We start from the raw sequence: 23,569 nt of genomic DNA, 5'->3' as shown, positions 1-23,569 counted from the left end.
GAGTTTTAGTAGATTATAATATAATATTAGGATGATGTTAAATAAATTAGATTTTTTCTTAAAAGATAATAATATATTTCTAAGTGGTTCTGCTGGAGTTGGTAAATCATTCTTAACTACAGAACTTGTTAAATTATATAGAAAACAAGGTAGAATTGTTGTTGTATTAGGTTCTACTGGATTAAGTGCATTTAATATAGGAGGAGTTACTTTACATAGTTTTTTTGCTTTTAAAAGATGTCAAAATTATGATGAGTTATATTATGAAGATAGAAAGCAAAGGGATAAACTAGAAAAATTAAAGAGAATTTTAAAGCAATGTGATTTATTAATTATTGATGAAATTTCTATGATAAGTGCATCTTTGATGGAAATGATTTATTATAGATTAACAAGAAGTGACTTTAGTGGTAAAATTTTATTAGTCGGTGATTTTTTTCAACTTCCACCTGTAATAAACTACAAAGAGAATCAAAACACTTTATTTCAAAATACTCTATATGCTTTTTCTTCTCAAGCTTGGAATGATTTAAAATTTGTCAATTTAAAGCTTAGTATTACTAAAAGAACTTTAGATAAACAATTTTATGAATATTTATTTTTTCTTAGAATTGGCAAAGTAAATCAAGAAATACTAAGTTTTTTTAAAAAAATGTTAATTTATCCAAAAGATTTGCTTGAGTATATGGACGAATATACCCTATTGTGTGCTACAAATAAAAAAGCTAATTGTATAAATGCTAAAAAATTAAATCTTTTGCAAGGTAAAGAAAAAATATTTAAATCAAGAATGGAAAAATTAGATCATACTTTAGATGATAAAATTTATGAGCAGTGGATTAAAGGATTAAATTCTTTAGAGGAGTTAAAATTAAAAATAGGTTCTAAGATTATTTTTTGTGTAAATAATAAAGAGGAAAATTATTACAATGGAGAACAAGGAATTATTTTAGATTTTATAAAAGATAAAGAGCAAGAATATATTCTGATAGAGAAAAATAATGGTGAAAGATTGAAATTAAAACCATATGAATATACCTTAGAAGAGTATGAGTTAGACAAAGATGAAAAACTAGAAGTTAAGATAAAAGCTAAATTTGTTCAATTTCCTATAAAACTAGCTTATGCTATAACAATCCATAAATCTCAAGGTATGAGTATAAATAAGCTCATATGTGATATTGATGGAATTTTTGAAAAAGGACAATTATATGTATGTTTATCAAGAGCCATTAATCCTTGTAATTTAAAAATCATATATAATTATAAAATACCTTTTGAGGATTATTTTTTAAGAATTTTAAAAACCGATAAAGAAGTGAAAAAATTTTATTTACAAGAAAAATTTATAGATTTAGAAGAAGACGAGGAGATAATATGAAATGGATTATAGTTTTGCTTTTAATGTTTTTTAATATCCATGCTAGTTCCTTGAGTATAGAAAATTTTAGAACTGATTTATATTCAAAGGTTGGAAATAATACTTTAAAAAAAATTGAAATGAATTTAGATTTTGAGGGAGAAAATTTAGATCAAAAGAAAATTATAGATGCTTTAAACACCATTGTATCTAGTTATTTTTATGAAGATTTATTTACAGAAGTTGGTAAAAATAATTTTAAAGAAACCTTGCTTAAATTTAGTAATAAAAAATATAAAACTCAAATTAAAAATATTTATATTTTAAAAATTAATTCGGTAGCTAAGTTTGACTTGGAAGAATTTAAGCGTTTTATAAATGATTTGGAAAAAAAAGATGACAATACAATAAAAACTATCAAACAAAAGGAAATTCAAGATAATTCCAAAGTTGCAAAAAATACGGATCAAAATAATACTCAATCAAAAGATATAAATACCGATCAAATAAACAACAATGATAAAGATGATAATAAAAGTTTTAATCAAGATACTAATACAAGTAAAGAGGCTATGGATATGATTTTAAAAACCATGGAAAAAACTCAAATGCAAATGTTAGCTCCAAGTAAAGAACAGCAAGATTTGTTTAATGAAATACCATTTTGATTATTGAATAATATCAAAATGGCTTGGGATTTTTGGTATAAAAATATTTTCGTTGATATTTTGATCAAATTTCTGATTATAAAAATAAATACTAACTAAGTTTCCCAACTCATCTTTATAAGAAATATTACTAAGATTATCATTTTTTAGTTTGATATTATATGTGATATTTTCGTATTTTGCTTCATAATTTTCATGAGATATTAATTTTGCATTTTTAAAAATTTCTTGAAGATTTGGTAAATTTTGCAATTGAGTATAAATAGCTTGTTCTAACTCAGGCTCTATGATAATAACTTCTTTGTGATTGATATAAATTTGTTTTTTATTTGGTTTAGTATAATTCCAAAAGGCTTTATTTTGAGTAATGATAAAATTTCCTTTATAATTTAGCGAAGAATTATTGCTTTGTACCTTTTGTTCAAAATTACTACTAAAATTTTTAAAATTTATATCAAAAGCAAAAATACTACAAACAAATAACATTAAAAATATAAAATATCTCATAATTATCCTTTAAAAATTTTGTAAATTATATAAAATTTATCCAAACAAAACTTTTTATATAGTTCTAATTAAATTCAAGGTATAATCTAGCATATATTTTTGTAATTAAAGGTAAAAAAATGTTTTCTAGTGTATTTAAAGCAATATTTGGCACAAAAAATGATCGAGAAGTAAAAAAATATTTAAAGAGGGTTGTGCAAATTAATGCTTTAGAATCAAAATACCAAAATTTAAGCGATGATGAATTAAAACAAGTATTTATAGAATTTAAAACACAAATTCAAAAAGAAAAACAAACTTTAGACCAAATATTGAATGATGTTTTTGCGATAGTTAGAGAAGTAGGAAAAAGAACTCTTAATATGCGTCATTTTGATGTGCAATTAATCGGTGGCATGGTTTTACATGATGGAAAAATTGCTGAAATGAAAACTGGGGAAGGTAAAACCTTGGTTGCAACTTTACCTGTTGTATTAAATGCTATGAGTGGTAAGGGTGTGCATGTGGTTACCGTAAATGATTATTTGGCTAAAAGAGATGCAGAGCAAATGAGTGCTATTTATAATTTTTTAGGTTTTAGTGTAGGTGTGATACTTTCAGAACAAAATAGTGATGAGGCACATAAAAAAGCTTATGAGTGTGATATAACTTATGGTACAAATAATGAATTTGGCTTTGATTATTTACGCGATAACATGAAATTTTCAAAGCTTGAAAAAGTACAAAGAGAGCATAATTTTGTTATAGTTGATGAAGTAGATAGTATTTTAATAGATGAAGCAAGAACTCCGCTTATTATAAGTGGGCCTACAAATAGAACTTTAGACGGCTATGTTAAAGCAAATGAAGTAGCAAAACAAATGCAAAAAGGCCAAGCAGCTACTACTCCTCAAGAATTGCCAAGTGGTGATTTTGTTGTCGATGAGAAAAATAGAACTATTATGATTACAGAGGCTGGAATTTCTAAGGCTGAAAAATTATTTGGAGTAGAAAATTTATATAGCTTAGATAATGCAATATTGGCCCATCAGCTTGACCAGGCTTTAAAAGCGCATAATTTATTTGAAAAAGATGTGCATTATGTATTAAGAGATAAAGAAGTTGTAATTGTTGATGAATTCACGGGAAGATTAAGCGAGGGAAGACGCTTTAGTGATGGTTTACACCAAGCATTAGAAGCTAAAGAAGGGGTAAAAATTCAGGAAGAAAGTCAAACTTTAGCAGATATTACTTTCCAAAATTATTTTAGAATGTATAAAAAGTTAGCAGGCATGACAGGTACTGCACAAACTGAGGCAACGGAATTTTCTCAAATTTATAATTTAGATGTAGTTTCTATACCTACAAATATACCAATTGCAAGAATAGATAAAGATGATTTGATTTATAAAACTCAAGAAGAAAAATTTAAAGCAGTTATTGAAGAGATAAAAAAAGCAAATGCAAAGGGTCAGCCAGTTTTAGTGGGAACTGCAAGTATTGAAAGAAGTGAAGTATTTCATAATATGCTTGTAAAAGAACGCATTCCTCATCATGTGCTTAATGCTAAAAATCACGAGCAAGAAGCTTTGATTATCCAAGATGCGGGTAAAAAAGGCGCAGTAACTATAGCTACTAATATGGCAGGTCGTGGGGTTGATATAAAAATAGATGATGAAATAAGAGCTTTAGGCGGGCTTTATATTATAGGAACTGAGCGCCATGAAAGCAGAAGAATAGATAATCAACTTCGTGGTCGTGCAGGGCGTCAAGGTGATCCTGGTGTAAGTAGATTTTACTTAAGTTTAGAGGATAATCTTTTGAGAATTTTTGGTGGTGATCGCATAAAAAATATCATGGAAAGATTAGGTATAGAAGAGGGCGAACATATAGAAAGTCGTATTGTTACAAGAGCTGTTGAGAATGCGCAAAAAAAAGTTGAAAGCTTGCATTTTGAGAGCAGAAAACATTTGCTTGAATATGATGATGTGGCAAATGAACAAAGAAAGACTATTTATAATTATAGAAATGAATTATTAGATGAAGAATTTGACTTGCAAGATAAAATTTTAAAAAATATTGCTGAATATAGTAATCATTTGGTAAGTCAAATTTATCTAAATGCAGAGCTTGAAGATGATGTTAAGCATTTTGAAAGTTTAAAACAAAAAGTAAGTTATGAGTGTAATCTTGATCTTAGCGAAGCTGATTTTAAAGATTTAGGTGTAATTGAAGTAGAAAATAAATTAAGTGAAATTTTAGAAAAAGCTTACAAAGATAAAATGAATATTATTGATGATAAGGAAGCTAGAAGAATTGAAAGAATTTTATACCTTCAAATTTTAGATAATCTATGGAGAGAACATTTATACCAAATGGATATTTTAAAAACTGGTATAGGTTTAAGAAGTTATAATCAAAAAGATCCTTTGGTAGAATATAAAAAAGAAAGCTATAATCTTTTTATGGAGCTTGTTGAGCGTGTTAAATTTGATAGTTTGAAATTACTATTTAATGTAGTTTTCACTCAAAAAGAAGCACAAAATTTTGAAGAAAAAAGCCATGAACAAAATGAGCAGTTTTTAGCTAATACCACAGAAAGTGGTGTTGATGAAAATGGTGAAGCACAAATTACTAAAGTACCTAGAAATTCACCTTGTCCTTGCGGTAGTGGTAAAAAATATAAAGAATGCCATGGTAAAAGTGGTCCCAAAAAAGGTATTTTAGCTTAAGGTTTGAAATGAATTTAGTTATAGTCGAAGATGATATAAATATGAGAAAATCACTCGAAATTGCTTTGAGTGAGTATGAGGAATTTACTATAAAATCTTATAAATCAGCAACTGAAGCTTTAAAAAAACTAAATGATGATGTTGATTTGATTATTACAGATATTAATATGCCGGGTATGGATGGTATTGAATTTGTGCAAGCTTGTGAGAATAAATATGATTTTATTATTATTACAGGTAATGCAACGCTAAATCGTGCCATAGAAGCAGTAAGACTTGGAGTAAAAGATTTTCTAGTAAAACCATTTGATATTAATACTTTAGTAACTGCGATAAAACGCGCAAAAATAATTCAAGAAAAGACTTCTAAAAAAACAAACAAAAAGATTATCAAAAAAGAAGAAAATCAAGATTTTTATGGCACTTCTAAAGCTTTGGAAGATTGTTTAAAATTGGCTACTAAGGCTGCTAAGACAGATGCAAGTGTGCTTTTTTTTGGAGAAAGTGGGGTAGGTAAAGAAGTTTTTGCAAATTTTGTGCATAAAAATTCAAAAAGAGCACAAAAACCTTTTGTGGCTATTAATATGGCAGCAATTCCATCAAATTTGATAGAAAGTGAGCTTTTTGGTTTTGAAAAAGGTGCATTTACCGATGCTAATACTACTAAAATAGGGTTGTTTGAGCTCGCTAATGAAGGCACTTTGTTTTTAGATGAAATAGGTGAAATGCCTTATGAAATTCAAGCAAAATTATTAAGAGCCTTGCAAGAAAAAGAAATTACAAGATTAGGAAGTACTAAGAGTATAAAGATTGATGTAAGAATTATTAGTGCAACTAATGCTCATATAGAAAAAAAGATTGCAGATAATGAATTCAGACAAGATTTATATTATAGGCTTAATACTATTCCTATTAATATACCACCACTAAGAGAGCGTCAAGAAGAAATTTTGCAAATTGCACAAAAGGTATTACTTGATACATGTAAAGAATACGATTTTAATGAAAAAACTTTAAGTCAAGAAGCACAATGTGCTCTATTAGCTTATGATTTTCCAGGTAATATTAGGGAGTTAATTTCTATTATACAAAGAGCTTGTATTTTAAGTGAAAATGATGAGATTAGCGCTCAAGATTTATTCTTAGAAAGTAGAAAAAGTAAAGATATTAAAAATCTTGAAAAAGAATTGATTTTAGAAGCTTTAAAAAATTCGCAAGATATTGCAGAAGCAGCTAAGCTTATAGGGATGAGTGAGAAAATTTTTAGTGAAAAAATGAAAAAATACAATATTACTTAAAAAGGATGGATGATGAAAAAAATAGCCATTGTAGGTGCAACTGGAGCAGTCGGAGAAGAGCTTTTAAATGTTTTAGATGAGCTTGATTTCCCGGTTGAAAGTATTTTACCATTAGCAAGTGCAAAAAGCGCAGGTAGTGAAGTAGAATTTAGAGGAAAAAGTTACAAAGTAAAAGAATTAACTCCAAATGTTTTTAAAGAAAATCCTGTAGATATTGCTTTTTTTAGTGCCGGAGGAAACATAAGTGCTGAGTATGCAAAATACGCAGTAGAGTGTGGTGCTGTAGTGATTGATAATACTAGTCATTTTAGAATGGATGAAAATATTCCTTTGGTAGTTCCTGAATGCAATAGCGAAGATATTAAAGATTGGGAAAAAACAGGAATTATTGCTAATCCAAATTGCTCTACTATACAAATGGTGCATGTTTTAAAACCACTTGATGATGTATTTAATCTAAAAAGAGTAGATGTAAGTACTTATCAAGCAGCAAGTGGTGCAGGTAAAGAAGGTATGGAAGAATTAGTTCAAGGAATGCAAAGTTTTTTTGCTTTTAAATTAGATGAATTTGAGGCAAAAACTTTTCCATATACCTTAGCTTTAAATTTAATTCCTCAAATTGATGTTTTTAGTGAAAATGGCTACACTAAAGAAGAATTAAAAATGGTAAATGAAACGCAAAAAATATTGCATAAAAAACTTGAAATTTCAGCAACTTGCGTAAGAGTTCCTGTGCTTAGAAGTCATAGTGAAGCTATTACTATGCATTTTGAAAAAGATGTTGATGTTGTTAAGGTTAGAGAAATACTTTCTAAAGCACCAAGTGTTGTTGTGATTGATGATGTAGAAAATAAAAAATATCCTATGCCACTTTTTACAAGCGATACTAATGAAACTTATGTAGGAAGAATTAGACGCGATATTAATCATAAAAATATTTTACACTTATGGTGCGTGGCTGATCAAATTCGTGTAGGAGCTGCTACAAATGCAGTGCGTATTGCACAAAAATGGCTAGAGTTAGTTTAAAAGGAGAAGAATGCTAGAAAGATTTTTTGAGAATTTATTGGTTAAGAGTCGTTTAGTCACTATTTTGCCTGTAATTTTTGGCCTTATAGGAGCTTTTGTTTTATTTTTTATTGCAAGTTATGATGTGATTAAAGTTTTAAAATATGTATTTGAGTATTTTATGTTGCCTAATTCTACGGTGGATTTGCATGAAGATATTGTTGGTTTGATTATAGGGGCTGTAGATTTATATTTAATGGCTTTAGTTTTATTTATATTTTCTTTTGGAATTTATGAACTTTTTATTAGTGAAATAGAAGAATTTAAACAAACTAAACAATCAAAAGTTTTAGAAGTGCACAGTTTAGATCAACTAAAAGATAAACTTGCAAAAGTTATTATTATGGTCTTAGTTGTAAATTTTTTCCAAAGAATTTTACAAATGCAACTAAATACGGTTTTGGATATGACTTATCTTGCAGGTTCTATTTTAGCTCTTTGTATAGGACTTTATTTTTTACACAAAAGTGATCATTAAAATAAGGAATAAAAATGATTTTTATTGATGCATGTTTTAAAAAGTCAACCTCTTATACTCCAGTTTGGATGATGCGCCAAGCAGGAAGATATTTACCTGAATATATGCAGGTTAGAGCAAGTGCTGGAGATTTTTTATCACTTTGTAAAGATTATAAAAAAGCGAGTGAAGTTACCTTACAACCAGTAGATATTTTGGGTGTTGATGCAGCTATTATTTTTTCAGATATTTTGGTAGTACCTTTAGAAATGGGTATGGATTTAAAATTTGAAAAAGGCGAGGGCCCTATATTTTCAAATCCTATTAAAACAAAAGAAGAATTGGAAAGATTAGATGTTGAAAAAAGCATTAAAAATCTTTCTTATGTTTATGATGCACTAGCATTTACTAGAGAAAAACTTACACAAGATAAAGCTTTGATTGGTTTTTGTGGAAGTCCTTGGACTATTGCTACTTATATGATAGAGGGTGGTAGTAGTAAAAATTATGCAAAGTGTAAAAAATTAGTCTATCAAAATCCTGAATTTTTACATCAAATTTTATCTAAACTTACTTTTGTTTTAAAGTATTATATTCAAGAGCAAATTAGAGCAGGTGCTAATGCTATACAGATATTTGATAGTTGGGCAAGTGCTTTAGAAAAAGAAATGTTTTTTGAGTTTTCTTTTAAATATATGCTTGAAATTGCTGATTTTATAAAGGAAAAATATCCGCATATTCCTGTGATTTTATTTCCTAAAGGGGTAAGTGGGTTCTTAGATGATATAAATGGAAATTTTGATGTCTTTGGAGTAGATTGGAGTACCCCTTTAGAGTTGGCTAAGGAAAAACTAGGCGCTAAATATACTTTGCAGGGTAATATGGAGCCTTGCAGACTCTATGATAAAAAAGCTATTGAACAAGGTGTGGATAAAATTTTAAATATTATGCAAGATAGTGCACATATTTTTAATCTCGGACATGGAATTTTACCTGATATTCCTGTTGATAATGCTAAATATTTTATCAAGCTAGTTCAAGAGAAATCTAAAAAGTGAGTAAAATAACTTTTGGGCCTATAAGTTCAAGAAGATTTGGACTTTCATTGGGAATTGATTTAAGTCCAAATCAAAAACAATGTAATTTTGACTGCGTTTATTGTGAATTACAAGCTGCAAAACCTTTGGAAAAATCTTTAATTTATCCTAAAATAAAAAATATTATCGATGAAGTACAAAGTGTATTGAAAGGTAATGTGCAATTTGACTTTTTAACATTAACTGCAAATGGTGAGCCTACTTTATATCCTCATTTAAAAGAATTAGTTTATGAGTTAAATAAAATAAAACAAGATAAAAAACTCTTAATCCTAAGCAATGGTAGTGGAGTTTTAAATTCGGATATTTTTGATGCTTTAATGTATATTGATGTAGTTAAATTTAGTCTTGATAGTGCAATGGAAAAAACTTTTTATAGAGTTGATAGGGCTTTAAAGCAAATAAAACTTGAAACAATGATAGAACAAATGATCGCCTTTAGAGAGAAATTTTTGGGTGAGCTTGTTATGGAAGTTTTAATTGTCAAGGGATTGAATGATAACAAAGATGAGATGTTGGCTTTAAATGAGGCATTTGACAAGATAAGACCATCAAGAGTGGATTTTAGCACTATAGATAGACCGCCTGCGTATCCTGTTAAAGGTATATCTTTGGAAAAGTTGGAAGAATTAAGTATGTATATTACTAGTGTGCCTGTTGTGCTTGCTAAACATTATTACAAAGGTGAAAAAATTGATTTTAATATCCAAGAGCTCTTGAAGATGCTGCAGCTTAGAGCACAAAGTGAATTTGACATAGAAAACAAATTTAGTCAGCATAGTAAAGATATATTAGAAAAATTAATTAAAGAACGAAAAATTGTTGTAGAAAATTTAGCAGGAGTAAAATTTTACAAAAAAGCGTAATTTTTTATAAAAAATCTTGACAAAAAAGTTTTTTTCTTATATAATATCATTTCTTATTTATTGATGTTCCGGATTAGCTCAGCGGTAGAGTAGTCGGCTGTTAACCGATTGGTCGTAGGTTCGAATCCTACATCCGGAGCCACTTCATAAAGTTAACATCATGTATATTTTATAATAATCTAATTTGTAATTTATAATTATATTTTTTGATAGTTAATTAGTATTTTCTTATTTTATGAAAATACTAATTTTTAATATCAAAAGTAAAAAATTTACTTTCAAAATTATTTCCTACTTTTTCATATTGAAACATAGCAGGTTCTAAATTTTGGACTTCATGATATAATAGTCCTAGTGCAAGTCTTGCTTCTAAGGTTTCTTCATTTTCTAATTTTGCAAGCTCTAGTAAAGCTATGGCTGAATTTGGATTATTAGAACCTATCGCTGCTACTGCGGCTAAAAATAAAGTTTGTGCATCTTTGATTTTATAATCATCTATTAAGATATTGTAAAGTGTATATGCTTCTTGGTATTCTTTAGCAAAAATATCAACATAAGCTAGAGCAAAAATCAGTCCGATGGAATTTTTATTACTCATAGCAAGTCTTTTTTTTATGTCATTTCTAACATGATTTAACAAGCCGGTAATTTGCATAAGTGTCACATAGCTGTCTTTAACTATACCAGCTCCACCAAATAAAGAATTATAATCAAGCTTGGTTGTTAAAAAATACATTTGTGCTTGTTTGGCATACTCTTTAATATCAAGATTTGTGTTTTTAGAATTAAAATATAAAATATTGCTAATAATATCCTCACCGAGCAAATCTTTTAATTCTTTTATTTTTTGATTTCTTAAAATTTCAAGATTATTGCCATTAGCAGCTACTATAGCAAACATTAATTCTAAAGGAGTATTTTTGCTATTTGAAAGGTTATCTAAATAAGGAATCATAGCAGTAAAGTCACTTTTAACTAGATGTAGTAAATATTTATAGATATTATGATTTTGATCGATATTATTATCTGCTTGTAAATTTTCCAAAAGTTCATTAGCAAGTTTGGTATAATCTTTTTTTACTAAATCCATGCAATATATGGCAAAAATACCTGCAATATAATTTTTTGGATTTAAATGATAAGCAGTTGAAAAATGTTTATATGCATTATTATAATCTTGCAGTTGTGCATAAGTTAAAGCAAGATTATAATGAATTACATCGTGAGCATGATAAATTTCACTTAAATTTTTAAATTCTTGATTTGCTTCTCTTAGATGAAAATTAAAAGCTAGATTGATAGCATGAGATAATTCCACATTAACGCCTGATAAAGCTTTGCTTTTAACAAGCAATTCGTTTTCATACTCATACCCTTGTATGAAATTTCCCAAATCAGCTTTTGTGATGAGCTCCATGCTTTGTTTTATATCAAAAACGCGATAAGGTGAAAAATAAAAAAGTAAATCATAAATTTGTTGTTTTCCTGTGATTAAACTTTTGGCAAAATGTTGCTGCGCTATATCAATATTTGAAAAATTTCTTTTTAGTCTTGTTTTTATGTTATAGTATTTTGAGCCAATAGCTCTATCTTTTACATATAAAGTTTTTAAAATTTGTGCACCATTGTCAAATTGACCTGTTTTTAATTCTACTAAAGCTAGAGCCATTTTGCTTCTTATGGCTTGATTTTCTATTTTTGATGCTTTTTCAAGATATTCTTTAGCTTTTTTATATTCTCCCAGTTTTGCATATAATAAACCTAAGGGTAAGCTTGCTTCATAATCTTGTTGCTTTTGCAGAAGATTAATGGCGTTTTGATCAGATTTTAATAATGCGTAAATTTTTGCCCCAAGGTAATAAGACTCTCCTTGATAGCTGTTGATATTACTTGAACGCATGAACATTTGTAAAGCCTCTGGATAAAATCCTTGATAGTAATTAATTAATCCTAGATAATAATCATACAAAGAAGATTTAGAATCTTGTGGTAAATGTACTCTTGCTAAATCAAGATAATATTTAAATTTCTCTTTATCGCCCAGATTAAAATAACACACAGCTATATTAATAGCTGCTGCAACTTTGTGTTCTTCTAATTCTAAAGATTGTTTGAAATTCTCAACAGCACTAATATAATCTTTTTGTTTCATTTGAGCTACACCAAGATTATAACTTGATAAAGATTGATTGAAAATATTAATATTATTATAAAGCTCTAAAGCACTTTCTATATCACCTTTTTCATATAATAAATTTGCCTTTTGTACTACAAGATCTAAAGCAGATTGTTTCACCTTTGTGATACTTGTACTAACATTATCTTCTAAAATTGGATTATTTGTGATTACTTTTTTATCTTCCTTAAAAACAAGAAGTAAAACTAAAATAATAAGTAAAATTAGAGCAAGAGCACCAAGCGTTGAAATCAAAATAAGAAATTTTTTATCAAAAAGCTTTTTCTTTTCTTCAGGTTGTGATGCTTGAGGTTCTTCCTCTACTCTTTGAAAAGTACTTTCTTCTTCCTCTAATTCAGGAGGTATTGTGCCAGGAGGGATAGTTTGTTCTTCTACTCCTGGATTTTCATCAATCTCTGAAAAAGCTTTTTCTTGATTATCTTGTTCTTTAGGTGTTACTTCTTCGGCCATGTTTTCTCTTAAAAGTATTTTCTTAATACATCAGGAATTCTTATATTTCCATCTTTTTCTTGATAATTTTCCATAATAGCTACTAAGGTTCTACCAACAGCTAGTGAAGAACCATTAAGTGTGTGAACTAATTCATTTTTGCCCTTATCGTTTTTAAAACGGATCTTTGCACGTCTTGCTTGAAAATCTTTACAATTTGACACAGAGCTAATTTCACGGTATTTGTTTTGCGATGGAAGCCATACTTCTAAGTCTACTGTTTTAGCAGCAGAAAAGCCCAAATCTCCCGTACAAAGCATTAAATGCCTATGTGCTAGACCCAAAGAGCTTAGTAAATCACTGGCGCAATTTAACATTTCTTCAAACATCAATTCACTTTGATCAGGTTTGCATATACTAACAAGCTCTACTTTTTCAAATTGATGTTGTCTTATAATACCTCTTGTGTCTCTACCCGCACTTCCTGCTTCTTGTCTAAAACAAGCACTATAGCAGGTCATTTTTAAGGGTAATTCTTCTTGAGTTAAAATTTCATTAGAATAAAGATTAGTTACAGGAATTTCAGAAGTTGAGATGAGATATAAATCATCATTTTCTACCTTATACATATCATCTTTAAATTTAGGAAGCTGTCCTGTGCCATACATGGTTGCGCTATTTACTAAAAATGGTACATTGACTAGCTCAAAACCTCTACTTCTATTAAAATCAATCATATAATTTACCAAGGCTCTACTTAGTAAAGCTCCTTCATTTTTAAGCACACAAAAACGACTTTGTGAGATTTTAACCCCTCTTGTAAAATCAAGCCAGTTTAATTTTTCTCCCAAATCATGATGTTCTTTGATTTCAAAATCAAAACTAGGAGGTGTTAGAACTTTTTTTAATTCTACATTTTCATCTTCATCTTCTCCAAAAGGCACGCAATCATCAGGGATATTTGGTATTGCTAGGGCAATTTGTTCTAGTTTTTCTTCTAGCGTGCTAACGATTTTTGACTGAGTATTGATTTTTTCTTTATTTTGGCTTAGTTGTACTTTTAAGCTTTCTTTATCTTGTGCTGTTGCAAGCTCTTTACTAAATTTATTTTGAAAAGCTTGAAATTCTTCCAAAAGTGCTTTTTCTTTTTTTAAATTTATAAATAAGTCGCTAAGTTCTTTGAGTAAATTTTCATCTACTTTTTTAGCTTTTAGTTTTTGCGCAATTTCATCAAAATTATTTTGCAAAAGTTTTAAATCTAACATTCTAACTCCTTTTATAGTCCTATTTTAGCATAAATTTTTTCCATTGTTTCTCGGGCTTGTTTTTTTGCTTTGCTTGCTCCAAATTCTAAAATCTCATCGATTTTAGAAGGATTAGCTAGTAATTTTTCATATTCTTCCTTAGCCGAGGCAAAATACTCACTAATGATTTCATTTAAATACATTTTAAAATGCCCATAACCTTCGCCACCTTTTTCATAACGGCTTTTTAAAGTTTCTTGTTTTGTTTTGTCTAAAAACAATTTTGCGATTTTAAATACATTACAATTTTGCCAATCTTTTGGATCTTCTAAAGCTGTACTATCTGTGATAATGGAAGAAATTTGTTTTTTAATAGCTTTTGGTGTATTAAAAATATCGATTGTGTTTTGATAAGACTTGCTCATTTTAGCTCCATCAGTACCAGGCACTACTGCAACTTCATCATTAACTTTAGCTTGAGGTAGGGTAAAAATTTCACCCCATTCATTATTTACTTTTAAGGCTATATCTCTTGCTATTTCAACATGCTGAATTTGATCTTTACCTACAGGAACTATTTGAGCATTAAAAAGTAAAATATCTGCAGCCATTAAAACAGGGTAAGAAAAAAGCCCATGGTTGGCATTTAAACCTTTGGCAATTTTATCTTTATAGCTATGTGCTCTTTCTAAAAGTCCCATTGGGGTAAATTGAGAAAGAATCCAATAAAGCTCCATCACTTCTTTTACATCACTTTGTAACCAAAATACGCTTTTTTGTGGATCAATTCCTAAACTTAAAAAAGCTGCCGCAGCTTTGAGTGAATTTTGTTTAAGTTTTTCTCCATTAAAATTTGAAGTCATAGCATGATAGTTTGCTATAAACATATACATTTGATTTTCTTCTTGCATATTTAGCATTTGTTTTATAGAGCCAAAATAATTTCCTATATGTAAATCCCCACTTGGCTGTAATCCTGTAATAATTCTCATTTTACCTCTTTTTTGATTTCTTTAATTATTTCTTGGATATTTTTGTTTTCAATGTTTATAATGATATTTGCTTTTTTTTCATATTTTTTAATTCTTTGATCAAATAGTATTTTAGCATTGTTTGTGTTTGAAAATAAGGGTCTTGTGGCCAATTCTTCTTTATTTAGTCTTTTCAAGAGATAATCAAAACTTGCTTTTAAGTAAACGATAGTACCAATATTTTTTAATTTTTTTTGTTCTATGAAGCCACCACCGCTTGCAATAGAACAATTTTGCACATAAGTTAAAAACGAAACAAGTTTTTTTTCTTCTTTGCGAAATTTTTTTTCTCCATATGTTTTAAAAAATTCACTAATTTCAAGATTAAATTTTTCTTTGATTAAAACATCTGTATCTAAAAAGAATTTATCATATTTTTTTGCATAAGCCCTTGCTATAGTTGTTTTACCACAGCCCATAAATCCTACAAAAAGGAGGTTAGTTTTCTTGCTCATCTTTGCTACCTTTTTTTCTTGAAGCTAAAATTAAAGGTACACCTTCAAAGTTAAATTGTTTTCTAATTTGATTTTGTAAATATCGTTTATAACTAAAATGTAAAGCTTTTGGTCTATTCATAATTAGAGCTATTTTTGGAGGTGCTAAGTCGTATTGAACCGCATAATAAATTTTCACTAATTTACCATAATCATGTGGTAGCGGGTGGGCTCTTGTGGCTTCTTCTACCAAAGCATTTAATTTTGCTGTTGGAATTTTTTGGATGAAATTTGCAAAAACTTCTAAAATTTTATCCAAAAGCACATGTATTCTTTTTCCACTTAAAGCTGATACGCTTACAACGGGCGCATAAGCTAGGAATTTAAAACGATCTAGTTTTAATTCTTTTAAAGTTTTATCAAAATCAAGCTCGCTTTTATCCCATTTATTAAGTACGATAATCACACCTAAACAATGTTTAGCAGCAAGTCCTGCAATACGCTCATCAAGTTCGTTAAAACCTTCAGCTGCGTCAAGTACTAAAAGTGCAATTTGAGCATTGGCTAGGGCATATTCAGTTCTATTAAGTGCATAACGCTCTAAGCCCTGTATTTTCCCGCGTTTTCTAATACCCGCAGTATCTACAAATTCGATGATTTTATCTTTATGCATAATGCTTTCATTAACAGGATCAATTGTAGTGCCTGCTATATCGCTTACCACGCTACGTTCTTCTTTTACTAAAGCATTTAAAAGACTTGATTTTCCTACATTAACCCTACCGATAATTCCTACTTTAATATGATTTTCATTAATAGTTTTTAGCTTAAAATCTCCGCTATTTTCATCAAAATTTTCTAAATAACTTTCAAAGTCTTCTTCTTCATCTGCATTTAAATAACTTTCATCTAAAAACTTACTAGCCCACATACAAAGCTCATCAATGCCTATATTATGTGTTACAGAGATATTAAAAACTTCTTTTACTCCAAAATTAGAAAATTCCCAAGATCTTTCCTCATCTTTTTTGTTATCGACTTTATTGATTACTAAAGCTATGGGTTTGTTGAGTTTTTTCATTTCATAAAAAAAAGCTTTATCTTCATCATCAGGTAAAAATTTTCCATCCACCATATAAAAGATAATATCACTATTTTTAGCAGCTTTAAGCGAATTTGCTTTGACATTTTTAAAAAGCTCATTACTCTCATCAAGCCCGCCGCTATCTATCAACAAAGCTTTTTTGCCATCAATTTCTACTTCTATTTTATTAGTATCTCTTGTAGTTCCACTTATGTCACTAGTTATTGCAATGCGCTTTCTTGCAAGTCTATTAAAAAGACTTGATTTGCCAACATTTGGTTTTCCTATTAAAATAATACTTTGCATTAATACTCATTTTTTAAATTTTTATTTGTGATTATATAAAAATTGCCTTAAAATTAAGCAAAAAAGACTAAAATAACAGGAATTTTATATGGAATTTATATGTTAAGAATAGTTAAAAAGAATTTAGGTATATATTTTATGATTATTGCTTCTATAGAATTTGCATTTGTAGGTGCTTGTGCAAAAATTCTTAGTGAAGAATTATCATCGATTGAAATTATGTTTTTTAGAAATATTATAGGCACAGCTTTTATGCTTTATGCGCTTTCAAAATTAAATTTTCATAAAAGTGGCGGACATCTTGGACTGCTTATTTTTAGAGGTATTATAGGAACGATTGCTTTATATCTTTTCTTTTATAATGTTTCTAATATTTCATTAGGTGGGGCTTTTGCTTTTCAAAAAACAGCACCTATTTTTATAGCTTTGATTGCTTTTTTATTTTTTAAAGAAAGTTTAGGATTAAAAGCTTGTTTTGGGATTTTGATTGCTTTTATAGGAGTATTATTAATCTGTCAGCCTTTTGCAGATAGCACTACGCATTCAGGTTTTGATTTTAAAAATAGTATTTTAGGAATTTTAAGCGGTTTTTGTGCAGCCTTGGCGCTAACTAGCGTAAGAGAGCTTAGAAAATCATACCCAGCGCCATTTATAGCTTTATCTTTTGTTTTAATTGGTACTTTGATGCCTTTAATGTCTATGATTGTAGGTTCTTTTTATGAAATAAAAGAGCTTGATTTTTTAATTGCTCCTTTTGTTATGCCTAGTCTTAAAGCTTGGATTTTTATTGTTTTGATGGGAATTTTTGGAGCAATGTATCAAATTCATGTTACTAAAGCTTATGGAGTAGCAAAAAAGGCAGGAGTTGTCGCAGGAGTTAGCTATATAGATGTAGTTTTTACTTTATTTTTGGGCATATTATTAGGAGATGAATTTCCTAGCTTAATGGTTTTTATAGGAATTTTTAGCATTATTTTAGGAGGAATTATTTTGGTTAGTAAGCAAACAAAAGGAAAGAAAAATGGAAAATAAAACAGATTTAATTTATGGTTTAGAAGATAGACCACCTTTTGCTAAGGCATTTTTTGCTGCATTAGTGCATTTAATGGCTATGTTTGTTGCTGTGATTACACCTGCTTTATTAATTTGCAAAGGACTTGGAATAGATGATACTAATACGGCTAGAATTATTTGTATGTCGCTTTTTGCTTCAGGCGTTGCTTCGCTTTTGCAGATTAAAACTTGGGGTCCTATAGGGAGTGGACTTTTATCTATTCAGGGGACTAGTTTTAATTTTGTTGCACCTATTATTTTAGGTGGGCTTGTTTTAAAAAATAATGGTTTATCGCAAGAAGCAATGCTTGGAGCCATTTTTGGCACTTTAATGCTTTGTTCTACTACTGAAATGATTATTTCACAAATTTTACCTTTTATTAGAAGAGTGATTTCGCCTTTGGTTTCAGGTATAGTTGTGATGATTATAGGTCTTAGTTTGATTAATGTTGGCCTTGTGAGCGCAGGAGGTGGATTTGCGGCTAAGGCAAGTGGTGAATTTGGTTCTTTGCAAAATTTATTATTAGCCGGAGTTGTGATTTTAAGTATTATTGTTTTAAATCGTTTTAATAATGCCTATATAAGAATTTCTTCTTTATTTATAGCTATGATAATAGGGCTTTTAGTAGCTATGACTTTTGAAAATTTTAGTTTTAATTTTAATGAAAATTTACCTTTAGTGTTTTTACCCGATCCTTTACATTATGGTTTGAGTATTGATTATAATCTTATTTTACCTTTGATTTTAGTTTTTATGGTAACTTCTTTAGAAACTATCGGCGATATTAGTGCTACTAGTGAAGTTTCAAATCAGCCAGTTAAAGGCGAACTTTATGCAAAAAGATTAAAAGGCGGGGTTTTGGCTAATGGTTTTAATTCCTTTGTTTCAGCCTTTTTTAATACTTTTCCAAATTCATGTTTTGGGCAAAATAATGGCGTTATAGCTTTAACAGGTGTTGCAAGTCGATATGTTGGATTTATTGTAGCTTTTATGTTGATGATTTTGGGTTTGTTTCCTATTGTGGCTGATATTACTTTGCAAATTCCAGAGCCTATTTTAGGTGGAGCAACTTTAGTAATGTTTGGTACTATAGCTGCAACGGGAGTTAGGATTATTTCTAAGGAAAATCTAAATCGTCGTTCTATTATCATCATAGCTATGAGTTTGGGTATAGGACTTGGAGTTTCTAATAATCCTGATATTTTAGAATTTATGCCAATGTGGTTTAAAACTTTATTTTCTTCAGGGATTGCAGCAGGTGGGATTACGGCTATTATTTTAAATTGCATTTTTCCGCTTGAAGAAAATGAAAAAAATAAAGTAAAATAATAAAAATAAGGAAAAATAATGAAAAAAATGATACTAATAGCAGGTCCCTGTGTAATAGAAAATGAAGAACTTGTTTTTAAAGTTGCACAAGAGCTTGAATGCTTTTTAAAAGATGATAGAATTGATTTTTATTTTAAATCAAGTTTTGATAAAGCAAATAGAACTAGTATTAATAGTTTTAGAGGGCCAGGCATTGAAAAAGGCTTGGAAATTTTGCAAAAAGTGAAAGATAAATTTGGCATGCAAATTCTTACTGATATTCATGAGAGTTCTCAAGCGAGTGTTGCGGCTGAGGTTGTAGATGTTTTACAAATTCCAGCCTTTTTATGCAGACAAACTGATTTATTAGTAGCTGCTGCTAAAACAAAAGCCAAGGTAAATGTAAAAAAAGGGCAATTTTTAAATCCTGAAGATATTAAATACAGCGTAGCTAAAATTTTACAAACTAGAGGCATTAATGAAGAAGGTTTTGAAATAGCCAAAGAAAATGGAGTTTTTGTAGCTGAGAGGGGTTCGAGTTTTGGCTATGGAAATTTGGTTGTAGATATGAGAAGTTTGGTTATCATGAGAAAATATGCTCCGGTTATTTTTGATGCTACTCATAGTGTGCAAATGCCAGGAGCAAATGGTGGCAGTAGTGGAGGCAAAAGTGAATTTGTAGAGCCATTAGCAAGAGCTGCTGCTAGTGTAGGCGCAGATGGATTTTTCTTTGAAACGCACATTGATCCTTGCAAAGCTTTATGCGATGGACCAAATATGCTTGATCTTTCAAGACTTAAAAACTGCGTAAATACGCTTTTAAAAATTCAAGAAATCATTTAGAAAAGGAAAATTATGAAGATAATAGAGGGAAATTTAAGTTTAAAAGGTGATGAGAAAATTGCGATTATCAATGCAAGATTTAATCATATCATCACAGATCGTTTAGTTGAAGGTGCTAAAGATGCTTTTTTAAGACATGGGGGTAAGGAAGAAAACTTAAGTCTTATCTTAGTGCCAGGTGCTTTTGAAATTCCTTTTGCATTAAAACAAGCTTGTGAGAGTAAAAAATTTGATGGAATTTGTTGTGTTGGAGCAGTAATTCGTGGAAGTACACCACATTTTGATTATGTAGCAGCTGAAACTACTAAAGGTATAGCAAGTGTAGGGCTTGGAGCTAATGTGCCTGTGAGTTTTGGAGTTTTAACAACTGATACCTTAGAGCAAGCCATAGAAAGAGCAGGTAGTAAAGCAGGTAATAAGGGCTTTGAAGCTATGCTTACTGTGGTTGAAATGCTTAATTTAATCCAAAAAATTAAGGCTTAAAATGGCTACTAGACACCAAGTAAGACAAAGTATAGTTTCTTTGCTTTATGCAGCACAGCTAAATCAAGAAAATAAAGATTTTATCAATGAATTTTTAGATGAGAAAAAAATTCGCAATGACCAAAGAAAATTCACTCTAGATTTATATGATGGTATCAATGAGCAACTTACTTTGCTTGATGAGAAAATCAATGAGTGTTTAAAAGAGCACAAATTAGATGGAGTAGCTAGTATAGAAAAGGCCATTTTGCGTTTAGGTACTTATGAGATTTTATTTACTTCTACACAAAAAGCGATTATCATTAACGAGGCTATAGAGCTTGCAAAAGAAATGGCAGGAGATAATGCTCCTAAATTTATCAACGGGGTGTTGGATAAAATTAACAAGGAAAAGCAATGAAACTTTGTGTGGCTTTTGATGTGTCAAGTTATGATGAGTGTATTAGTTTGGCTAAAGAATTAAAAGGTTTAGATCTTTGGGTTAAAATAGGGCTTAGATCATATTTAAGAGATGGAGCAAAGCTTTTAGAGGCGATTAAAAAAGTGGATGATTTTAAAATCTTTTTAGATTTAAAGCTTTATGATATACCAAATACCATGGCAGATGCTTGTGAAGAGCTTGCTAAGCTTGATGTGGATATGTTTAATATCCACGCAAGTGCAGGTAAAAGTGCTATGTGTATGATTATGGAGCGTTTAAGTGTTTTAAGCAAAAGACCTTTGGTGCTTGCTGTATCTGCTTTAACTAGTTTTGATGAGCAAGAATTTTTTAGTATATACAAACAAGATATCAAACAAGCTGTTAAGGAATTTTCTAAAATTAGCTATGAAAGCGGTCTTGATGGTATGGTTTGTTCGGTATATGAGAGCTTATTGATTAAAGAAAATACAAATGCAAATTTTATTACACTAACTCCTGGAATTCGTCCTTTTAAAGAAAATTTAGATGATCAAAAAAGAGTAGCTGATATACAGTGTGCTAAGGATAATCTGTCAGATTTTATCGTGGTTGGAAGACCTATTTATAAGGCAAAAGAACCTAGAATGGTTTGTGAGAATATATTAGAGCATTTAAAATAAGCCTAGAGGCTTATTTTAAATAAATTTTCATTTTCTTATTTTCTAAAATAATTCCATCATCATCACTAATAATTTGAAATTCTCCATTAAAATATCTTAAGAAGTCGTTTTCAAATTTCATAGATTCTTGATCGCAAAGCATTTTTGTCGAAGCAAGATTATCTTCTATTTTGATACTACTTCCTTGATCTTTATAGTTTCCAAAAAATCTATTACATCCTGATACACCAAAAACTCTTTTATCTTTATTATCAAAACTAATGCTTGCTTTAGCATTTTGAGGAAGTTCATGATTTTTTCCATTAGCTTCATAAGAACTTATAGTAAATTCTTTATTTTGTAAATCATCAACACTTAAATTTGCCACAGAACACCCACTAAAAATAGCTAAGCTCGCTATACTTAATGTGATTATTTTTTTCATTTTTATACTCCTTTGATTTATACATGAAAATGTTTTAATTCATCCTCTAAATTTTGACAAACTATATTTAACTCATGAGCAACATCTAATAAAATTTTTGAAATTTCTTCATTTTTATCACTTAATTTTACCGTTTCTTGCATTTTATCAAGCAAAGATTGTAAAGTTTCTTGTGTGCTTGAAATTTTTTGCATGCAAGCATTTGCTAAATCTCTTGCATTTTCATTGCAAACTTTTACTTCATTGGTTCCTTCTACAAGTTCTTTTGCATCTTGATTTAAAGAGTTAATTTCGTTAGCATTGTGTTTTAACTCTTTAGAAACTTCATTGATACTATCTACTAATTGTTTGGTTACGATGGCAATATTTTTTAAAAATTCTTCTGAATTTTGAGCAAGATTTCTTACATCTTCAGCAATAACTGAAAAGCCGCGACCAAATTCTCCAGCACGCGCAGCTTCAATACCTGCATTTAAAGATAATAGATTGGTTTTATCAGCAATTTCTCCCATCATGTCAGAAGCTTTTTTAATCTCTTCTGCTTGTTTTTCCATAACTTCTACTTTTTGAGATAATATATCTTCATTTTCAGCTACAACTTTTACCTTATCTACTACTTGATTTAATGAGTCAAGCATGGTGTTTAAAACTTCAAAAGATTTTGTATTGGCTTTATTTGCGTTATTTGAAAGTTCAGCAAGATCTTGTAATTCTGTATGAATTTGCTCACTTAAATGATAAGATTCATCAGTTTTTGTATGACCTTCTTTAGTTCTATTTGCTAGATCAAGTGCATTAGCATTTAAAAGTTTAGATTGTTTATCTACCATTTGAGAGTTTTTATTAGTAGAAACTACTGCATTTTGAATTTTTTCAATAAATTGGTTGATGTAGGTGCAAGCTTTACCTATTTCATCGGTGCTTTTTATATTAATTCTTGCGCGTAAATCTCCATCGCCGCTAGCTAGTTCTTTAGCATGTTTTAAAAGATCTAAAACAGGATTACCTACAACTATTTTTAAAATATAAAGTACAGCAAAAACAGTAAAAAGTAAAGCAACGCTAAAGATTATAATATAAGTTCTAGCTGAACTTGCCAAATCATCATCTACATGTTTTAAATCATTGTACATATCCATAACACCCAAAACATCGCCTTCTTTAGCATTAGCATGACAAGCAAGACAACCTTTATTGGCGATAAGTGGGCGTATAAGTCTTAGATAATGTCCTTGATCGTTATTGATTTCAACGGCTTTAATTTCTGGCTTGTTAAATTGCTCGTTGATAATACTCTCATCACTTTTTGTAAAATGTTGTATTTCAAAGAGCTCAATTGTGCTTTTTGAAGGATAAATTTTAATATCTTTTATACCTTCTATTTCACCAGCATCTTTTATAGCTTGTTCTATAATAGCAGGATCGCCCAAATTCATTGCCATTCTTAATGTTTGAAAAACAGAAGTGCTTAAAGTATCTAAATGTGCACGGCTGATTCTATCTGTAGTTTGTTGAGAATCTTTTTGTAAGATAATCTGCATGATAATAAAACTAATTAGCAATGTAGAAATCATTGCTAAAGATATTTTTGCACCTATGCTTTTAAACATTTAAAACTCC

22 protein-coding genes and 1 tRNA gene are annotated in these 23,569 nt (G+C 29.4%); 15 read left to right on the top strand and 8 right to left on the bottom strand.

Annotated elements, in window-relative coordinates; all coding sequences use genetic code 11:
* Positions 1-34: 34 nt before the first annotated feature.
* Both L8W69_RS06895 and L8W69_RS06890 read left to right on the top strand, forming a co-directional pair.
* Positions 35-1,381, top strand: coding sequence for an ATP-dependent DNA helicase (locus L8W69_RS06895; protein WP_263666760.1), 1,347 nt, complete (start codon positions 35-37; stop codon positions 1,379-1,381).
* A complete protein-coding gene (locus tag L8W69_RS06890) occupies positions 1,378-2,028 on the top strand; it encodes a flagellar basal body-associated FliL family protein (RefSeq protein WP_263659318.1) in 651 nt (216 codons plus the stop codon). The genes L8W69_RS06895 and L8W69_RS06890 overlap by 4 nt, the downstream gene beginning before the upstream one ends.
* Here L8W69_RS06890 and lolA read toward each other — a convergent pair whose 3' ends face one another.
* Positions 2,029-2,535, bottom strand: a complete 507-nt coding sequence (gene lolA / locus L8W69_RS06885) for a LolA-like outer membrane lipoprotein chaperone (protein WP_133319336.1) — start codon at positions 2,533-2,535, stop codon at positions 2,029-2,031.
* 119 nt (positions 2,536-2,654) lie between these two features.
* Here lolA and secA point away from each other — a divergent pair, with 119 nt between their 5' ends.
* The 7 genes from secA (at position 2,655) to L8W69_RS06850 (ending at position 10,174) form a co-directional block, all read left to right on the top strand.
* Complete coding sequence (secA, locus tag L8W69_RS06880) at positions 2,655-5,246, top strand: preprotein translocase subunit SecA (protein WP_263666759.1); 2,592 nt, start codon at positions 2,655-2,657, stop codon at positions 5,244-5,246.
* A gap of 8 nt (positions 5,247-5,254) precedes the next feature.
* Complete coding sequence (locus tag L8W69_RS06875; protein ID WP_263666758.1) at positions 5,255-6,544, top strand: sigma-54-dependent transcriptional regulator; 1,290 nt, start codon at positions 5,255-5,257, stop codon at positions 6,542-6,544.
* Positions 6,545-6,556: 12 nt separating this feature from the next.
* Positions 6,557-7,573, top strand: a complete 1,017-nt coding sequence (locus tag L8W69_RS06870) for an aspartate-semialdehyde dehydrogenase (protein WP_263666757.1) — start codon at positions 6,557-6,559, stop codon at positions 7,571-7,573.
* Between the two features lie 10 nt (positions 7,574-7,583).
* Entirely contained in the window at positions 7,584-8,090 is a 507-nt protein-coding gene (locus L8W69_RS06865; RefSeq protein WP_087699510.1) for a YqhA family protein, read from the top strand.
* A 14-nt stretch (positions 8,091-8,104) separates the two neighbouring features.
* A complete protein-coding gene (gene hemE, locus L8W69_RS06860; protein WP_263666756.1) occupies positions 8,105-9,127 on the top strand; it encodes a uroporphyrinogen decarboxylase in 1,023 nt (340 codons plus the stop codon).
* A complete protein-coding gene (locus tag L8W69_RS06855) occupies positions 9,124-10,032 on the top strand; it encodes a radical SAM protein (RefSeq protein WP_133319331.1) in 909 nt (302 codons plus the stop codon). Before hemE ends, L8W69_RS06855 begins: the two co-directional genes overlap by 4 nt.
* A gap of 67 nt (positions 10,033-10,099) precedes the next feature.
* Positions 10,100-10,174, top strand: a tRNA-Asn gene (locus L8W69_RS06850).
* A 102-nt stretch (positions 10,175-10,276) separates the two neighbouring features.
* On the opposite strand, the gene L8W69_RS06845 is transcribed toward L8W69_RS06850, so the two are convergent.
* The 5 genes from L8W69_RS06845 to der are packed head-to-tail and all read right to left on the bottom strand — an operon-like array spanning position 10,277 to position 16,757.
* On the bottom strand, positions 10,277-12,679 hold the full coding sequence (locus L8W69_RS06845; protein WP_263661582.1) for a tetratricopeptide repeat protein: 2,403 nt from the start codon (positions 12,677-12,679) through the stop codon (positions 10,277-10,279).
* A gap of 8 nt (positions 12,680-12,687) precedes the next feature.
* Positions 12,688-13,923, bottom strand: a complete 1,236-nt coding sequence (gene serS, locus L8W69_RS06840) for a serine--tRNA ligase (RefSeq protein WP_263666755.1) — start codon at positions 13,921-13,923, stop codon at positions 12,688-12,690.
* A gap of 11 nt (positions 13,924-13,934) precedes the next feature.
* On the bottom strand, positions 13,935-14,894 hold the full coding sequence (trpS, locus tag L8W69_RS06835) for a tryptophan--tRNA ligase (protein ID WP_263662350.1): 960 nt from the start codon (positions 14,892-14,894) through the stop codon (positions 13,935-13,937).
* A complete protein-coding gene (locus tag L8W69_RS06830) occupies positions 14,891-15,388 on the bottom strand; it encodes a shikimate kinase (RefSeq protein WP_263666754.1) in 498 nt (165 codons plus the stop codon). The genes trpS and L8W69_RS06830 overlap by 4 nt, the downstream gene beginning before the upstream one ends.
* Positions 15,372-16,757: a ribosome biogenesis GTPase Der gene (gene der, locus L8W69_RS06825; protein ID WP_263666753.1), complete on the bottom strand. Its 1,386-nt coding sequence runs from the start codon at positions 16,755-16,757 to the stop codon at positions 15,372-15,374. Before der ends, L8W69_RS06830 begins: the two co-directional genes overlap by 17 nt.
* A 99-nt stretch (positions 16,758-16,856) precedes the next feature.
* Here der and L8W69_RS06820 point away from each other — a divergent pair, with 99 nt between their 5' ends.
* Genes L8W69_RS06820 through pyrF form a run of 6 tightly spaced genes read left to right on the top strand, consistent with a single transcriptional unit; the run spans position 16,857 to position 21,525 of the window.
* Positions 16,857-17,789, top strand: coding sequence for a DMT family transporter (locus L8W69_RS06820; protein ID WP_263665649.1), 933 nt, complete (start codon positions 16,857-16,859; stop codon positions 17,787-17,789).
* The gene (locus L8W69_RS06815) at positions 17,779-19,140 is read left to right on the top strand and encodes a uracil-xanthine permease family protein (RefSeq protein WP_133319324.1); all 1,362 of its coding nucleotides are present in this window, start codon (positions 17,779-17,781) and stop codon (positions 19,138-19,140) included. Before L8W69_RS06820 ends, L8W69_RS06815 begins: the two co-directional genes overlap by 11 nt.
* A gap of 18 nt (positions 19,141-19,158) precedes the next feature.
* Positions 19,159-19,962: a 3-deoxy-8-phosphooctulonate synthase gene (gene kdsA, locus L8W69_RS06810; RefSeq protein WP_263666752.1), complete on the top strand. Its 804-nt coding sequence runs from the start codon at positions 19,159-19,161 to the stop codon at positions 19,960-19,962.
* A 12-nt stretch (positions 19,963-19,974) separates the two neighbouring features.
* The gene (ribE, locus tag L8W69_RS06805) at positions 19,975-20,445 is read left to right on the top strand and encodes a 6,7-dimethyl-8-ribityllumazine synthase (RefSeq protein ID WP_012661257.1); all 471 of its coding nucleotides are present in this window, start codon (positions 19,975-19,977) and stop codon (positions 20,443-20,445) included.
* 1 nt (position 20,446) lies between these two features.
* Entirely contained in the window at positions 20,447-20,845 is a 399-nt protein-coding gene (gene nusB, locus L8W69_RS06800; RefSeq protein ID WP_263664753.1) for a transcription antitermination factor NusB, read from the top strand.
* Positions 20,842-21,525, top strand: a complete 684-nt coding sequence (gene pyrF, locus L8W69_RS06795) for an orotidine-5'-phosphate decarboxylase (protein WP_220566733.1) — start codon at positions 20,842-20,844, stop codon at positions 21,523-21,525. Before nusB ends, pyrF begins: the two co-directional genes overlap by 4 nt.
* A gap of 10 nt (positions 21,526-21,535) precedes the next feature.
* Here pyrF and L8W69_RS06790 read toward each other — a convergent pair whose 3' ends face one another.
* Complete coding sequence (locus L8W69_RS06790; RefSeq protein WP_263666751.1) at positions 21,536-21,949, bottom strand: META domain-containing protein; 414 nt, start codon at positions 21,947-21,949, stop codon at positions 21,536-21,538.
* A gap of 17 nt (positions 21,950-21,966) precedes the next feature.
* Complete coding sequence (locus L8W69_RS06785) at positions 21,967-23,559, bottom strand: methyl-accepting chemotaxis protein (protein WP_263665645.1); 1,593 nt, start codon at positions 23,557-23,559, stop codon at positions 21,967-21,969.
* Positions 23,560-23,569 lie beyond the last annotated feature (10 nt).

It is taken from the genome of Campylobacter sp. CNRCH_2016_3089, from assembly GCF_025772505.1.
Lineage (GTDB): Bacteria > Campylobacterota > Campylobacteria > Campylobacterales > Campylobacteraceae > Campylobacter_D > Campylobacter_D lari_D.
The sequence above is the reverse complement of the archived record's forward strand: the minus strand, read 5'-3'. Positions and strand labels throughout refer to the sequence as shown.

Bases quoted from the DNA above. Each gene is read 5' to 3' on its own strand.
- nusB (WP_263664753.1), top strand. From the start codon at position 20,447: ATGGCTACTAGACACCAAGTAAGACAAAGTATAGTTTCTTTGCTTTAT.
- der (WP_263666753.1), bottom strand. From the start codon at position 16,757: ATGCAAAGTATTATTTTAATAGGAAAACCAAATGTTGGCAAATCAAGT.
- L8W69_RS06875 (WP_263666758.1), top strand. From the start codon at position 5,255: ATGAATTTAGTTATAGTCGAAGATGATATAAATATGAGAAAATCACTC.
- L8W69_RS06895 (WP_263666760.1), top strand. From the start codon at position 35: ATGTTAAATAAATTAGATTTTTTCTTAAAAGATAATAATATATTTCTA.
- serS (WP_263666755.1), bottom strand. From the start codon at position 13,923: ATGTTAGATTTAAAACTTTTGCAAAATAATTTTGATGAAATTGCGCAA.
- pyrF (WP_220566733.1), top strand. From the start codon at position 20,842: ATGAAACTTTGTGTGGCTTTTGATGTGTCAAGTTATGATGAGTGTATT.
- trpS (WP_263662350.1), bottom strand. From the start codon at position 14,894: ATGAGAATTATTACAGGATTACAGCCAAGTGGGGATTTACATATAGGA.
- L8W69_RS06820 (WP_263665649.1), top strand. From the start codon at position 16,857: ATGTTAAGAATAGTTAAAAAGAATTTAGGTATATATTTTATGATTATT.
- ribE (WP_012661257.1), top strand. From the start codon at position 19,975: ATGAAGATAATAGAGGGAAATTTAAGTTTAAAAGGTGATGAGAAAATT.
- L8W69_RS06830 (WP_263666754.1), bottom strand. From the start codon at position 15,388: ATGAGCAAGAAAACTAACCTCCTTTTTGTAGGATTTATGGGCTGTGGT.
- L8W69_RS06815 (WP_133319324.1), top strand. From the start codon at position 17,779: ATGGAAAATAAAACAGATTTAATTTATGGTTTAGAAGATAGACCACCT.
- L8W69_RS06865 (WP_087699510.1), top strand. From the start codon at position 7,584: ATGCTAGAAAGATTTTTTGAGAATTTATTGGTTAAGAGTCGTTTAGTC.
- lolA (WP_133319336.1), bottom strand. From the start codon at position 2,535: ATGAGATATTTTATATTTTTAATGTTATTTGTTTGTAGTATTTTTGCT.
- L8W69_RS06890 (WP_263659318.1), top strand. From the start codon at position 1,378: ATGAAATGGATTATAGTTTTGCTTTTAATGTTTTTTAATATCCATGCT.
- L8W69_RS06870 (WP_263666757.1), top strand. From the start codon at position 6,557: ATGAAAAAAATAGCCATTGTAGGTGCAACTGGAGCAGTCGGAGAAGAG.
- L8W69_RS06785 (WP_263665645.1), bottom strand. From the start codon at position 23,559: ATGTTTAAAAGCATAGGTGCAAAAATATCTTTAGCAATGATTTCTACA.
- L8W69_RS06845 (WP_263661582.1), bottom strand. From the start codon at position 12,679: ATGGCCGAAGAAGTAACACCTAAAGAACAAGATAATCAAGAAAAAGCT.
- hemE (WP_263666756.1), top strand. From the start codon at position 8,105: ATGATTTTTATTGATGCATGTTTTAAAAAGTCAACCTCTTATACTCCA.
- L8W69_RS06790 (WP_263666751.1), bottom strand. From the start codon at position 21,949: ATGAAAAAAATAATCACATTAAGTATAGCGAGCTTAGCTATTTTTAGT.
- secA (WP_263666759.1), top strand. From the start codon at position 2,655: ATGTTTTCTAGTGTATTTAAAGCAATATTTGGCACAAAAAATGATCGA.
- kdsA (WP_263666752.1), top strand. From the start codon at position 19,159: ATGAAAAAAATGATACTAATAGCAGGTCCCTGTGTAATAGAAAATGAA.